The sequence below is a fragment of the Duganella sp. GW822-FHT06D06 genome, from assembly GCF_058799615.1.
In genome coordinates this window covers 561,553-575,968 of record NZ_JBXALQ010000002.1, presented here as the reverse complement: position 1 = coordinate 575,968, position 14,416 = coordinate 561,553, and the positions used below count along the sequence as shown (strand labels likewise).

At 68.8% G+C, this 14,416-nt stretch carries 12 protein-coding genes; 8 read left to right on the top strand and 4 right to left on the bottom strand.

The annotated features are described in order from the left end of the window. The first annotated feature begins 50 nt into the window (after positions 1–50). Positions 51–806, top strand: coding sequence for an ABC transporter ATP-binding protein (locus AC1RMD_RS05770; protein WP_492924513.1), 756 nt, complete (start codon positions 51–53; stop codon positions 804–806). Beyond that, a complete protein-coding gene (locus AC1RMD_RS05765; RefSeq protein WP_492924511.1) occupies positions 799–3,216 on the top strand; it encodes an ABC transporter permease in 2,418 nt (805 codons plus the stop codon). The genes AC1RMD_RS05770 and AC1RMD_RS05765 overlap by 8 nt, the downstream gene beginning before the upstream one ends. A gap of 211 nt (positions 3,217–3,427) precedes the next feature. On the opposite strand, the gene AC1RMD_RS05760 is transcribed toward AC1RMD_RS05765, so the two are convergent. After that, a complete protein-coding gene (locus AC1RMD_RS05760; protein WP_492924509.1) occupies positions 3,428–4,135 on the bottom strand; it encodes a substrate-binding periplasmic protein in 708 nt (235 codons plus the stop codon). A 232-nt stretch (positions 4,136–4,367) separates the two neighbouring features. On the opposite strand from AC1RMD_RS05760, the gene AC1RMD_RS05755 reads away from it, so the two are divergent. Further along, on the top strand, positions 4,368–4,691 hold the full coding sequence (locus tag AC1RMD_RS05755) for an energy transducer TonB (protein ID WP_492924507.1): 324 nt from the start codon (positions 4,368–4,370) through the stop codon (positions 4,689–4,691). 4 nt (positions 4,692–4,695) lie between these two features. Here AC1RMD_RS05755 and AC1RMD_RS05750 read toward each other — a convergent pair whose 3' ends face one another. Genes AC1RMD_RS05750 through AC1RMD_RS05740 form a run of 3 tightly spaced genes read right to left on the bottom strand, consistent with a single transcriptional unit; the run spans position 4,696 to position 7,188 of the window. Then, entirely contained in the window at positions 4,696–5,277 is a 582-nt protein-coding gene (locus AC1RMD_RS05750; RefSeq protein WP_492924505.1) for a TadE/TadG family type IV pilus assembly protein, read from the bottom strand. Continuing rightward, on the bottom strand, positions 5,264–5,728 hold the full coding sequence (locus AC1RMD_RS05745; protein WP_492924503.1) for a TadE/TadG family type IV pilus assembly protein: 465 nt from the start codon (positions 5,726–5,728) through the stop codon (positions 5,264–5,266). Before AC1RMD_RS05745 ends, AC1RMD_RS05750 begins: the two co-directional genes overlap by 14 nt. Next, on the bottom strand, positions 5,725–7,188 hold the full coding sequence (locus AC1RMD_RS05740) for a pilus assembly protein TadG-related protein (RefSeq protein WP_492924501.1): 1,464 nt from the start codon (positions 7,186–7,188) through the stop codon (positions 5,725–5,727). The genes AC1RMD_RS05745 and AC1RMD_RS05740 overlap by 4 nt, the downstream gene beginning before the upstream one ends. A gap of 179 nt (positions 7,189–7,367) precedes the next feature. Between AC1RMD_RS05740 and AC1RMD_RS05735 the strand changes: the two genes are divergently transcribed. From AC1RMD_RS05735 to AC1RMD_RS05715, 5 genes are all read left to right on the top strand, one after another. Beyond that, a complete protein-coding gene (locus tag AC1RMD_RS05735) occupies positions 7,368–7,739 on the top strand; it encodes a VOC family protein (RefSeq protein ID WP_492924499.1) in 372 nt (123 codons plus the stop codon). A 239-nt stretch (positions 7,740–7,978) separates the two neighbouring features. Beyond that, complete coding sequence (locus AC1RMD_RS05730) at positions 7,979–9,250, top strand: ABC transporter substrate-binding protein (RefSeq protein ID WP_492924497.1); 1,272 nt, start codon at positions 7,979–7,981, stop codon at positions 9,248–9,250. Between the two features lie 73 nt (positions 9,251–9,323). Next, positions 9,324–10,340 (top strand): LacI family DNA-binding transcriptional regulator, encoded by a 1,017-nt coding sequence (locus AC1RMD_RS05725; protein WP_492924495.1) that lies wholly within the window; start codon positions 9,324–9,326, stop codon positions 10,338–10,340. A 135-nt stretch (positions 10,341–10,475) separates the two neighbouring features. Beyond that, the gene (locus AC1RMD_RS05720) at positions 10,476–11,840 is read left to right on the top strand and encodes a GH1 family beta-glucosidase (RefSeq protein WP_492924493.1); all 1,365 of its coding nucleotides are present in this window, start codon (positions 10,476–10,478) and stop codon (positions 11,838–11,840) included. 30 nt (positions 11,841–11,870) lie between these two features. Beyond that, complete coding sequence (locus AC1RMD_RS05715; protein WP_492924491.1) at positions 11,871–14,399, top strand: glycoside hydrolase family 3 protein; 2,529 nt, start codon at positions 11,871–11,873, stop codon at positions 14,397–14,399. Positions 14,400–14,416: the final 17 nt, after the last annotated feature.

The window sequence follows — 14,416 nt, the reverse complement described above, 5'->3', positions numbered from 1 at the left end:
CGCCCGCCGGTTTAATGGCTGCTGTGACAATCAACCGACGGGAACCAACCATGACAGCATCCGCAGCGGCGCGACCCTTGATGGTCTTGCGCGATTTGAGCAAGCGTTACGACAGCAGCGCCGGCAGCCTGATGGCGCTCGACGGCATCAACCTGGAGGTGCGGGCCGGCGAGTTCGTCGCCGTGGTCGGCAAGTCCGGCAGCGGCAAGTCGACCTTGCTGAACCTGGCCTGCGGCATCGATACGCCGTCCTCCGGCGAAGTCTGGATCGACGGCGCCGCCGTGCACGGCATGCGCCAGTCGGAGTTGGCGCGCTGGCGCGGCCGCCATCTCGGCATCGTGTTCCAGTTCTTCCAGCTGTTGCCGACGCTGACCGTGGCCGAGAACGTGATGCTGCCGATGGACTTTTGCGCCACCTATCCGGCGCGCCAACGGCGCGCGCGGGCGCTGGCGTTGCTGGAGCAGTTGGATATCGGCGCGCAGGCCGACAAGCTGCCGTCGGCGCTGTCCGGCGGCCAGCAGCAGCGCGCCGCGATCGCGCGCGCGCTGGCCAACGACGCGCCCATCCTGGTGGCCGACGAACCGACCGGCAATCTCGATAGCGACACCACGCGCCAGATCATGCGGCTGTTCGCCGGCCTGGTCGAGCAGGGCAAGACGGTGCTGATGGTGACCCACGAACGCGACTTCAGCGAATACTTCACGCGGGTCGTCACGCTGGCCGACGGCCGTATCGGCAGCATCGGCGCGCCGCGCGACGGCGCTGCCGGCATCGGCCACGCCGCCAACCGGATGCGCCATGCTTAGCCCGCGCTGGCGCAAGCTGTTGCGCGACGTCGCGCTCACGCCGGGCCGCGTGGCCTTGATGGTGCTGGCGCTGGCGGCCGGCGTGTGCGGGCTGGCCACCATGTTGAGCAGCTATACCATCCTCACCCGCGAGACCACCCGCAACTACCTCGACACCAACCCGCCCTCGGCCACGCTGCAGTTGGAGCGCATCGACGCGCCGCTGCTGGCGGCGATCCGCGCCTTCCCCGGCATCGCGCAGGCGCAGGCCAGCGGCACGGTCGGCGCAGCGCTGGCGGGCGAGGGGGCCGGCGGGACTCCGACCTTGCCGCTGACCATCTTCGTGGTGGACGATTTCAAGCAGCTGCGCATCAACACCGTGTATCGCGAGCAGGGCGCGTGGCCGCCGCCGGACGGATCGCTGCTGCTGGAGCGCGAGGCGCTGCGCCTGATCGGCGCGGCCATCGGCCAGCGCATCGCCGTCGGCACAGGCCGTGGCGCGCCGCAATCGCTGCTGATCTCCGGCACCGTGCACGATCCGGCCCTGCCGCCGGCCAGCCGTGGGCAAACGGTGTACGCCTATGCCACCCCGGCCACCGTGGCCGCGCTGGGACTGGACGCCAGCCTGCGCCAGCTGAAGCTGACCGTCAGCGAGCAGCCCATGAATGTGGACGCCATCGAAGCGACGGTGGCGCGGCTGGCCGTCTGGCTGCGGCAGAACGGCCATGCGGTGGAGCGCATCCGCATTCCGCCGCCGGGCGAGCATCCGCACCAGAAGGTGATGAGCTCCATCCTGGCGATGCTGCTGGTGTTCAGCGGCGTGGCGCTGCTGCTGTCTGCGGTGCTGGCGGCGACGGTGGTGGGCGGCATGCTGCAACAGCAGCGGCGCCAGATCGGCGTGATGAAGACCATCGGCGCGCGGCGCTCGCAGATCGCCGGCCTGTATCTGACGCTGGTGCTGGCGTTGGCCGGCGCCGCCACCGCGCTCGGCATGTCGGCCGGGCTGGCGGCGGGGCGCGCGTTCTCGCGCGTGGTGCTGAATCAGATCCTCAACTTCACCATGCACAGCGGCGCTGTTCCGCACTGGTGCTATCTGCTGCTGATCGCGGCCGGCGTGTTGCTGCCGTTGGCGGTCGCCGCGGTGCCGATCGCCCAGGCCAGCGCGGCGACGGTGCAGGCGGCCATCAGCGACAGCGGCAGCCATGGCCAGCGCTACAGCGCGCCGGCGGCGTGGCTGGAGCGCCTGCCGCTGGTCGACCGCAGCCTGCTGCTGGCGCTGCGCAACAGCCTGCGCCGGCGCGGCCGCCTGCTGTTGACTTTGGGGTTGCTGGCGCTGGCCGGCGCCATGACCATGAGCAGCCTGAATATACGGGCCGCATCCGAGCGCCACCTGGTCGACGCGGCGGCGGAGCGCCACTACGACATCGAAACGATACTGGCCGGTCCGGCGCCGATCGCGCAGGTCAGCCAGCTGCTGGCGGCGCTGCCGCAGGTGGCGCTGGTCGAGGCGTGGGAGCGCAGCAGCGTGGCGCGCCAGCGCGCCGACGGCCTGGAGATCGAACGGGTTTACCCGGACGGCGCGCACGGCACGCTGGCGGTGCAGGCGGTGCCAGAGCAGAACGCCACGCTCAGGCTGGAGATGCTGGCCGGCCAGTGGCTCAGCGCCGGCCAGCCGGACCAGGTGGTGTTGAACAGCGCCGCGCTGGAGTTCTTTCCGCAGGCGCGGGTCGGCGGCAGCGTCGGCATCGCCAGCCATGGCCGCACGCTGACCTTGCGGGTGGCCGGCATCGCGCGCCAGGACATGACGGCGGCCACGGTGTACGTGTCGGCGCCGACCTATGCGCGGATGGCGGGCCGCGCCGGGCAGGCCGCCAGCTATCGGGTCGTGCTGCGCGCGCACGACGCGGCGGGCATGGACGCGGCCGCGCGCCAGATCGGCCGCACGCTGGCCGCCGCCGGCATCGAGGTCCGCATGAATGTGACCGAGACCATGCTGCGCCAGGAGGTCGACGGCCACTTCGACCTGCTGATCGCGGCCATGCTGTTCGTCGCGCTGTTGATGGCGGCGGTCGGCCTGTTCGGGCTGGGCTCGGCGATGGGCGGCAACGTGGCCGAGCGCGGGCGCGAGTTCGGCATCATGCGCAGCATCGGCGCCAGTTCGGCCGTGGTGCTGCGCAATGTGTTGTGCGAGGGCGTGCTGGTCGCTGTGATGAGCGTGCCGCTGGCCTTGGCGCTGTCGCTGCCGCTGTCGGCGGCGATCGGCGCCTATCTGGGCCAGCTGCTGTTCGGGCTGGCGTTTCCGTTGACCGTGTCGGGCGCCGGCGCGCTGGGCTGGACGGCGCTGCTGCTGCTGGGCGCCTTGCTGGCGAGCGGCTTGCCGGCCTGGGCGGCGTCGCGGCTCAGCATTCAACAATCGCTGGCCAGTCTCTGAAAGGAAATGTGATGAAAAAATCCACCGTGGTGGCGGCGCTGCTCGTCGCCGCCGGCATCGGCCTGTATGTCGGCGCGCAGTATCTGGACCTGGTCGGGCTGTTCAATCGCATGCACGGCATGTGAGCCCTGGTGTCCCGAGTTGCAAATTCGTTGAATAAATACGGCGATTATCGCCGTATTTATCATCAACGAATTTACAACTCAGGACACTAGGACCCGGCCGCGACACGCTGCTGTATGTTTTCGATAACCTTGTCGGCGCGCATCTGGCGCAGCACGGCGGCCAGCTGCGGCACCAGCGCCTGGTGCTTCTTGTGCAGGTAGTGGTAGACCGGGAAGGCGGCCAGCGGCGGCGCCATCACCACCACCTCGTCCAGCTTCAGTTGCTTGATCACCGCCATGCCGGACAGGCGGTTGCCGACCACCAGGTCGGTGCGCCCCACCATCATTTTCTGGAAGGCCTGGGCCATGGTCGGCACCGCCTCGGTCTTCATGCCGATGGTGTTTTCCTGCACGATCTTGATGCCGCGCACATGGCCGATGGTGTAGGGCTTGAGGCTGTCCCAGCCATTGAGGACGAAACTGGTGCCGTGCGTGAAGACCACGATCTCGTAGGTCAGCAGCGGCACCGGCACGATGACCAGGTTGGCGTAGTCGCGATCCATGCCCAGCTTGCGATACAGCTCGCCGTCCATGCGGCCTTCGTTGGCGTAGATCAGCGTGCGTTCGCCCGGCAGGCGGTGCAGCTGGAGCTGGTAGCCCAGCCGGCTGTACGCTTCGCGCAGCACCAGTTCGGCGATGTCCGTGGCCGGATCGTCGCCGACCAGGGTGGAGACGTTGACCACGGGCTTAGCCGGCGCCGCCATGGCGGGCAGCCAGGGCAGCAGTGCAAGCCGTATCACGGAGCGGCGCTTCATTTGCGTGTGCTTTCTGCGTGGATCGTCATGAAGCCAAGTCATCAGCATATACGCTGGCGGCCCGCTATGCCAATAGTATCGTGCGGTTCCGGGTTTTGCGGAAAAGCAACACTCTCGCCGCCCGCCATCGACAGCCTGGCGTGCTCGAGCGTAGGATCGAAGTGGGCGCGGCGGCGATCCCGTCGCTGGCGCCCACCAGGGTTTATCCCGTCACTCACCATAAGGAACACCCATGAAACGTTATGCCATTGCTGCGCTCAGTCTGTTGTCGGTCACGCTGCCGGCGCTTGCCGCCGACAAGATGGCGACGCTCGACCCCAAGGTTCCCTGCGTGATCGAGTACCCCAAGGCTTCGCTGATGAACGAAGAGAAGGGCACGGTGGTGCTGAGCCTGAAGCTGTCGGCCGATGGCAAGGTGCAGGAATCCAAGGTGAGCAAGTCGAGCGGCTTCAAGAACCTCGACAAGGCGGCCTCGACCAGCATCACCAAGTGCAAATTCGTGTCGCCGGGCGGGGATCAATGGCAAACCCTCGAGTACGTGTGGAAGCTGGAATAAGCCGCTACGGACACAGCGGGCTGCCGGCCTGCAAGCCCAGCGACTCGGCCCTGGCGATCGCGGTGGCGGTCGGCAGCGTCGCCGGCAGGCTGAACAAGGGCATGATGCTCTGGTAGCCCACCGCCTCGCAGCCGTTGCTGCTCGGCGCGCACAGCCGGACGCGCACGAAGCGGATGCAGCCGGCGCCGTTCGGATCGGCGATGCAGTTGAGGCGGGCGCGCGCCACGCAGGCCGGCAGGTTGCCGCTCGGGATGGCGGTGAGCGTCAGGTCGCCGTTGGCGCCGCGCGCCAGCGACAGGTAGTCGATGCGCAGGTGGGCGTCGGTGACCGGCTGGCCCAGCGTCAGCATGCCGGGACCGTCGCGCAGCAGCGCCGTCTGGCGCACCCGGTCCATCGCGGCCGGGTCGCTGAAGTCGCTCACGGCGGCCAGCGCGGCGGCGCGCCGCGTCGCCTCCTGCAGGGTAGTCAACAGGTACATCGCGCGCGCCACTTCCATGACGGCGAACAGCAGCGTGAAAAACAACAGCGACAGCAGGCCGAATTCGACCGTGATGACGCCGCGCCGGCGGGGCTTAGTTGCCGACATAGTGCATGGCCACGGTGACGCTCAGCCCCATGCCGCTGGCCCCCAGCAGCTCGTAGGAATAGTCGGGGAGCACGTCGTCCTCCAGCAGGGCGGCGACCTGGACGGTGATGGTGGTGGGCATGAAGAAGCCGGAACACTGGCCGCCGTCGCAGTTGACGCTGACGACCGGCGGGTAGGAGCCGGGGTTGCTGCCGTCGAGTTCGGCGGCGACGATGGCGCTGGCGACGGCCGCCACGGCGGCCGTGCGGGCCGGCGACTTGAAGTCGACCGTCGCGCACGAGGACAGGTAGCGCGCGGCGTCGTGGGCGGCGCGCTGCATGATCTGGTAGTGGTACAGCGCGCGCCCGAGAAACAGCGGCAGCGCCAGCAGCAGTATGAAGATCGGCAGGATCAGCGCCATCTCCACGGCGGCGATGCCGCGCCGGCGGCGGGGCGGGGCGGGCCGGCTCATGGCAGCAGCTCGACGGCGCCGCCCAGCGCCTGGTCCGGCACCGCGCCGGCGAACTCGGCGTGGAGGGTGGTGGCGCTCGCCGGCGCCGTCATGAAGAAGCGCCCCACCGCCAGCACGGTGGCGCTGGCGCTGGCGCCGGCCGCCACCGGGCAGGCCAGCAGCGCCACGTTGAGCACGCGGCGCTGGCGCAGGCCGGGCAGGTTGGCGGTGGACGGCGCCTGGAAGTTGGCGCCCACCACCGCCTGGTAGGGCGTGCTGGCCGGGTAGCCGCTGGCGGCCGGCGCGCCGGGCGCGTACAGCGTGGCCCAGTGGCCGGTGCCGAAGGTGGCGTAGCCGCCGGCCGGCTCGGCCGCGCCGGCCACGTAGGCGGAATATTGCACCGCCTTGGCGTAGGACCACAGCGGGCCGTAGTCGGCGCTCAGCGTGCCGGCCGGCGAGGGCAGCGGATCGGCCACGGTCCACAGCTTGTTGCTGGCGGCGTCGGCGAACTGCTTGGCGCCCTGGCCGTTGCGCGCCGTGCTCATCCAGGGGATCGTGGTGTAGACATAGGATTTGATGTTGGCGTCGGGCGGGGCGCCGTTGGGCGAGCAGGCGCCGCCGGCGTACTGGTCGAAGCGCGAATTGAGCTGCGCGAACTGGCTGGCCAGCGGGAAGCCGCGGCTGACGGTGATGGCGCCGCCCTGCAGGCGCGGGATCTGCAGCGTGCCGGCGCACACATAGGGGGTGAGCACGCTGTCGGCGGTGTTGGCGGCGCTGCCGGCGGCGCCGGGCGGCGACAGCGGGTCGATGGCGAAATGTTCCGGCGCCAGGCCGTTCGGGTTCAGTTGCATCAGGTCGTAGCCGACGCCGCGCCGGAAGCCGTATTCGACCAGCTCGTTGAGCGGGGTCGCGCCGGGGTTGAGGCGGGCGGCGGCGGCCGTGTTCGACAGCGCGCACACCGCCAGCGGCGTGGCGGCGATGGTCAGGCGGCCGGCCAGCGCGCGCGCCGAGGTGCTGACCGTGTTCAGGCTGCCCGACAGCAGCCGCATGAACACGGTTTGCAGCTGGCCGTGGGCGGCGGCGAGCAGGCCGCTGTCGCTGCGCGCGTACAGCAGGCCGTCCGGCGCGGCCTGGGCGGCGCCGGCGTCCAGCCACGGGCCGGCCGCGTCCGGCGAGGCGCTGAAGCGCAGGGCGGCGCTCGACCAGGCCACCGGCAGCTGGCCGAACTGGTATTGCGCGACGGCGGCGGCGTTGGCGGCCTTGGTCAGCGCGCTGGCGACGCCGGCGGCGGTGCCGTTCAGTTCGCGCGCGGCGGCCAGCGCGGTGGCGTCGGCCAGCAGTTGCAGCTCGGCCTTGCGGGTGTACAGCTGGCCGAGGTCGAGCGCCAGGCCGACCAGCAGCAGCAGGCCGGTCATGGCCACGCCCAGCATCAGGGCGAGGGCGCCGCGCTGCCGGCGCGGCCAGCGGCGGTGGGTCTGCATGCGCGGCCTCCTGGGTGTCGATACCGCTCCAGTCTATCCAGCCGGAAATATTTGAGTTTGATCGACGACAAGCGCGATGCTCCTGACAGAAACTGTCACAGCCTGCCGTTAACATTCTGTTCATGCGGCGCCGGGACAGCGCGCCGCGACTACCCTTATCAACCACCAGGAGTATCACCATGATCAGCCCCAACTATGTTCTGCTGTACGTCGCCGATCCCGTCGCCAGCGCCACTTATTACGCCGACCTGCTGGGCCAGCAGCCGGTCGACGTCGCGCCGACCTTCGCGCTGTTCGTGCTGGAGTCCGGCCTGAAGCTGGGCCTGTGGTCGCGCGACCATGTCGAGCCGAAGACGCTGGCGTCCGGCGGCGGCGGCGAGCTGTGCATCAGCGTCGGCGACCGCACCGTGGTCAACGACATGCACGCCGACTGGTCGGCGCGCGGCGTCACCATCGCCCAGCGCCCGGTGGCGCTGGACTTCGGCTACACCTTCGTCGCCGTCGACCGCGACGGCCACCGGCTGCGCGTGTTCGTGCCGGAAAACGTGTAAGCACGGCGGCGGCCGGCGTGGCGCCGGCCGCCGCAATTGTCGGTTGACACCCCAAAACAAGGGGTGATATATTCGTCGGCATCGTATGGTAACGTTTCCAAAGCTGGTTCCATGTACCGTGTCTCTTCGGTCGCGCAGTTGCCGGGGCGCCGGTTTTTTTGCCCGGCACGGCGGCAACGGCTAAGATCGCATACCAGACCAACACAGCGCCGGGGCACATCGGCGGACAAGGAGACAGGATGAGCTATCACCGTAGGGGCGGCCCGGCCGCGTCGCTGCTGGCCGCGCTGGCGGGGGCCGTGGTCTTGGCCGCCGGCGGCGCCAGCCACGCGGCCGCGCCGGCCGCCGCGCCGCGCGCCGAAGTGATGCACTGGTGGACTTCCAGCAGCGAGTCGGCCGCCGTGCGCAAGTTCGCCGATGCCTACCGCGCCGCCGGCGGCGTCTGGGTCGACACGGCCGTGGCCGGCGCCGACCAGGCCAAGGCGGTGGCGATCAACCGCATCGTCGGCGGCAATCCGCCCACCGCCGCCCAGTTCAACACCACCAAGCAGTTCCGCGACCTGATCGACCAGGGCTCGCTCAACAACGTCGACGACATCGCCGCGCGCGACCACTGGGACCAGCTGATGCCGGCGCCGCTGCTCGACGTGGTCCGCGTCAAGGGCCATTACTACGCGCTGCCGGTCGACATCCACATGTCGACCTGGATCTGGTATTCGAAGGCGGCGTTCAGGAAGGCCGGCATCGTCAAGGAGCCGGCCACGCCCGACGAGCTGTTCGCCGCGCTCGACCAGCTGAAGGCGGCCGGCCTGGTCGGCCTGGCGCACGGCGGCCAGCCGTGGCAGGAAAACATCGTGTTCCAGGCCATGCTGGCCAACGTCGGCGGCCGCGAGCTGTACCTGCAGGTGCTGCGCGAGCGCGATCCCAAGGCGCTCAATTCGGAAGCGTTCAGGAAGGTGCTGGTGGCCTTCAAGCGGCTGCAGGGCTATGTCGACCCCGGCTCGCCGAACCGCAACTGGAACGACGCCACCGCCATGCTGATCAGCGGCAAGGCCGGGGTGCAGATCATGGGCGACTGGGCCAAGGGCGAGTTCGCCGCCGCCAAGCAAAGCGCCGGCAAGGACTACGGCTGCATCGCCGGCCTGGGGCCGGCCGTGCCCTACCTGATCTCGGGCGACGCCTTCGTGTTCCCGAAAACCACCAACGCCGACGCCGTCAAGGCGCAGAAGCTGCTGGCCACCAGCATGCTGGCGCCGGCCGCGCAGCTGGCGTTCAGCAAACTGAAAGGCTCGCTGCCGGTGCGCAGCGATATCGACGTGACGTCGATGGACGCCTGCGCCCAGGCCGGCATGGCGATCATGAAGGACAAGACACGGCCGCTGGGCATGATCGAGGTCTATCTGACGCCGGACCAGAACGGCGCCTTGCAGGATGTGCTGACGGCGTTCTGGAACACCCGCATGCCGGTGGAGAAGGCGCAGAAGAGCATTGCCGCCGCGCTGCGCGATTGAGCGCGCCGGCGCGCTTGTCACCGCCGGGCGCGATGGGGTATGCTTGCCGCCGACTGAACGGATAAGGGAAGCTGTGGCAACCATCAAAGACGTAGCCCGCCTGGCGGGAGTAGGGCTGGGCACAGCGTCGCGCGTGATCAGCGGCAAGGGTTCGGTGTCGCAGGCGACCTTGGAAAAGGTGCGCAAGGCGATCGAGCAGCTGGAGTTCCGGCCGTCGCACGCGGCGCGCTCGCTGCTGTCGGGCAGCTCGCAGATGATCGGGGTGTACATCCCGTATTTGAGCGGGACGTTCTACACGCCGATCCTGCAGTCGATCTACACGGCGCTGCGGGCCAGCGGGCTGAACATGGTGGTGGCCTTCGGCGTCGGCGAGGGCGACGCCCGGCAGCAGGCGATCGAGGGCGTCAACTTCCTGATCGAGCGCGGCAGCGACGGCTTGATCGTGATGAGCAATGCGCTGGAGGACCAGGATTTCGTGGCGCTGGGGCCGTTCCAGTCGCGGGTGGCGGTGATCAACCACGCCTTCGCCAGCATCGCCGAGCAGTGCTTCACGGTCGACCACGAGGCCGGCGGCCGGCTGGCGGCGCGCACCTTGCTGGAGCTGGGCCACCGCCGCATCGCGGTGATCGCCGGCCGCGCCAGCGCGCCGGACAACCAGCAGCGCATCGCCGGTTTCATGGCGGAGCTGGCGGCGGCGGGCATAGACCCGGCGTCGGTGTGGATGGAGGACGGGCAGTTCTCGCCGGAGGGCGGCTGGGCCTGCACCGAGCAGTTGCTGGCGTCGGGCTATGCCTGCACGGCGGTGTTTTGCGCCAACGATGAAATGGCGGTGGGGGCCTTGTCCTGCTTCCAGCAGGCGGGGGTGGCGGTGCCGGAGCAGGTCTCGGTGCTGGGATACGACGACACGCACAGCGCGGAATTCACCGCGCCGCGCCTGAGCAGCGTGCATATCCCGTGGAGCGAGATGACCTTGAACGGCCTGAACTTCCTGCTCAACCGCTGCTACCAGTTGCAGCGGCCGGTCGAGCGGGCCTACAGCGTGCACGTGACGCAGCGCGCGTCGCTGGCGCCGCCCGCTGAACAGTCGTAAAGAATGAGGGTGTGCGCCGGTCGCACGCTCTTTTTTTGTAGTATATTGGAAACGATTCCACACACGGAGGCGCTGGATGGTCACAACCCGATTGCCGAGCACCGCCTACCCCTTTCGCGCACAAAAACTAAAACCATGACCAAGACTCTTACCGACCTGCCTACGGCGATCCAGCGTTCCGACTTTGCCAGCGACTTCCTGTGGGGCGTGTCGACATCGGCCTATCAAATCGAGGGCGCGGCCGCGACCGACGGGCGCGTGCCGTCGATCTGGGACACCTTCAGCGCCACGCCGGGCAAGGTGCGCGACGGCTCCAGCGGCGCCGTGGCCTGCGACCACTATCACCGCTGGCAGGAGGACCTGGACCTGGCCCAGTCCATGGGCCTGAACTCCTACCGCTTCTCGATCGCCTGGCCGCGCATCTTCAACGGTGTCGACGCCGAACCGAACGCCAAGGGACTGGCGTTCTACTCGACGCTGGTGGACGGCATGCTGGCGCGCGGCCTGCAACCGTGGTGCACGCTGTACCACTGGGACTTGCCGCAGTACCTGGAGGACCAGGGCGGCTGGGCCAACCGCGCCACCGTCGACGCCTTCCTGCGCTACGCCGATGTGGTCAGCAAGCACCTGGGCGACCGCGTCAAGCACTGGATCACGCACAACGAGCCGTGGTGCACGGCCATGCACGGCAACTGGGACGGCATGCACGCGCCGGGCAACAAGAGCCTGCCGCTGGCGCTGCAGGTGTGCCACAACGTGCTGGTGTCGCACGGCCTGGCGGTGCCGCTGATACGCGCCAACGTGCCGGGCGCCAAGGTCGGCATCGCCCTGAGCCTGCACCCGGTCAAGGCCGCCAGCGACAGCGCCGCCGACCGCGAGGCCGTGCTGCGCCACGACGTGCTGCGCAACCGCTGGTTCCTCGATGCGCTGTATGGACGCGGCTATCCCGAGCTGGCGCTGCAACTGGTGGGCCGGGACGCGCCGCGGGTGCTGCCGGGCGATATGGAGGCCATCGCCGCTCCGATGGACTTCCTCGGCGTGAACTACTACTTCCCCGAGGTGGTCAGGGATGCGCCGGAGCAGTATCCGCTGCGCACCGCCATCGTCTATCCGCAGGATCGCCAGCGCACCGACTTCGGTTGGGAAGTGTCGCCGCAAGGCCTGGTCGAGCTGCTGGAGCGGGTGGCGCGCGATTATCCGACCGGCGCTCTGTACGTGACCGAAAACGGCTCGTCCTACGACGATCAGCTGGACGCCGACGGCGCCGTCAACGACACGGCGCGGCGCGACTACCTGATCCGCCACCTGGCCGCCGTGCGCGACGCCATCGCCGCCGGCGGCAACATCAAGGGCTATTTCGCCTGGAGCCTGCTGGACAACTTCGAATGGGCGGAGGGCTATCTGCGCCGCTTCGGCCTGACCTACATCGACTACCCGACACAAGGCCGCATCCTCAAGCAGAGCGGCCAGTGGTACAGCGCCTTCCTGCGCGACGCATAAAACACCATCAACAACGGAGACAAGCACCGAATGAAAACCAATAACCACATCCTGCGCCGCGCCGTGCTGGCCGCCACGCTGGCGCTGGGCGGCGCCATGGCAACTGCCGCCGCGCCGGCCGCCAAGCCGCTGGCCGACTGGCCGCACATCACCAGCGCCGTCAAGCAGGACCCGGCCATGGAAGCGCGCATCGCCAAGATCGTCGCCGGCATGACGCTGGCGCAGAAGATCGGCCAGATGACGCAGCCGGAGATCAAATTCAGCACGCCGGACGACATCCGCAAGTACTACATCGGCTCGGTGCTCAACGGCGGCGGCAGCTGGCCGGACGGGAACAAGCACGCCAGCGCGGCCGACTGGGTCAAGCTGGCCGACGCCTACTACGACGCCTCGATGGGCACCGACATGAAGGTGCAGATTCCCGTCATCTGGGGCATCGACGCCATGCACGGCAACAGCAATATGTACGGCGCCACGCTGTTCCCGCACAACATCGGCCTGGGCGCCGCGCGCGACGCCAAACTGGTCGGCCAGATGGCCAGGTCGGTGGCCAAGGCGGTGCGCGCCACCGGCATCGACTGGGTGTTCGCGCCGACGCTGGCCGTGGTGCGCGACGACCGCTGGGGCCGCACCTACGAATCCTTCTCCGAAGATCCGGCCATCGTCAAGGACTACGCCGGCGCCTACGTCAAGGGCCTGCAGGGCGACCTGAAATCGGATAACACCGTGGTCGCCACCGCCAAGCACTTCATCGGCGACGGCGGCACGGCCGAGGGCAAGGACCGCGGCGAGAACCAGGCGACGATGGCCGACATGATCAACCTCCACGCCCAGGGCTACTACCCGGCGCTGCAGGCGGGCGTGCAGACGGTGATGGCGTCCTTCAACAGCTGGAACGACGTCAAGGGCGGCGTCGACCACGGCAAGATGCACGGCAGTAAAGAGCTGCTGACCGACGCGCTGAAAACCAAGATGGGCTTCGACGGCCTGGTGGTCAGCGACTGGAACGCCATCGCCGAAGTGCCGGGCTGCGCCAACGACAGCTGCGCCGCCTCGATCAACGCCGGCGTCGACATGGTGATGGTGCCGGAACACTGGAAGGCCTTCATCGGCAACACCATCGCGCAGGTGGAGAAGGGCGAGATCCCGATGGCGCGCATCGACGACGCCGTCACCCGCATCCTGCGCGTGAAGCTGCGCGCCGGCCTGTTCGACGGCAAGAAGCCGTCGCAGAACATCTACGCCGGCAAGCAGGAGCTGCTGCAGGAGCGCGCGCTGGCGCGCCGGGCGGTGCGCGAGTCGCTGGTGCTGTTGAAGAACAACGGCGGCGTGCTGCCGCTGGCGCGCGGCAGGAAGATCCTGGTGGTCGGCAAGAGCGCCGACAGCATGGTCAACCAGTCTGGCGGCTGGTCGCTGACCTGGCAGGGCACCGACAACAAGAATAGCGACTACCCGGTCGGCGACACCATCCTGGCCGGCATCCGCGACGCCGCCGGCGCGGACAACGTCACCTTCAGCGAGAACGCCGCCGGCGTCGATGTCGGCAAGTTCGACGCCGTCATCGCCGTCGTCGGCGAGACGCCGTATGCGGAAGGCGACGGCGACATCGGCCCATCGGGCACGCTGCGCCTGTCCGGCCGCCATCCCGAAGACCTGGCGGTGTTGCAGGCGGTGGCGGGCAAGGGCAAGCCGGTGGTGACGGTGCTGGTGACCGGCCGTCCGCTGTTCGTCAACGACCTGCTCAACCTGTCGGACAGCTTCGTCTCGGCCTGGCTGCCTGGCACCGAAGGCAAGGGCGTGTCCGATGTGCTGTTCCGCAAGGCCGACGGCAAGGTCAATGTGGACTTCCATGGCAAGCTGTCGTTCTCGTGGCCGAAGTCGGCCTGCCAGTCGCCGCTGAACGTCGGCGACGCGGCCTACGATCCGCTGTTCAAGTATGGCTACGGTCTTACCTACGCCAGCAAGGGCGCCTTGCCGTTGCTGGACGCCGGCTATCCGGCCGGCGGCTGCGGCAAGACCACCTCGGTGCCGGTGTACGCGCCGGCCGACCGTTCGACCTACGCGCTGTATGTCCACAGCGGCGCCCAGCGCGTGGCCCTGGGCGCGGACCTGAACGCGGTCTTCAAGCTGCCGACCGTCACCGTCGAAACCGCGCAGATCAACACCCAGCAGGACGCCAAGCGCCTCACCTGGACCGGCGCGGCCAAGCTGGAAGCGCAGGCGGCCAAGGCGCAGAAGCTGCCGGCCTTCGCGGCGACCAACGGCGCGCTGCAATTTGATGCTATCGTGTCGGCTGCGCCGCAGGGCAAGGTCAGCGTCGGCATCGAAACGGTGGAGCTGGACGCCAGCGCCGTGTTCCGGCGCCTGGCGGGCAAGGGCAAGCAGACGGTTAAAATCCCGTTGGCCTGCTTCAGCGCCAGGGGACTGTCGCTGGCGGCACTGAGCACGCCGTTCAGCGTGGCGGCCGATGCGCCGTTCGCCGCGAGCTTCGCCAACATCCAGATCGTTGGCGGCGCCGCCGGCGACAAGGATGCGCTGGCGTGCGGCGACTTTAAATAAAAATCAGGAGACTATCA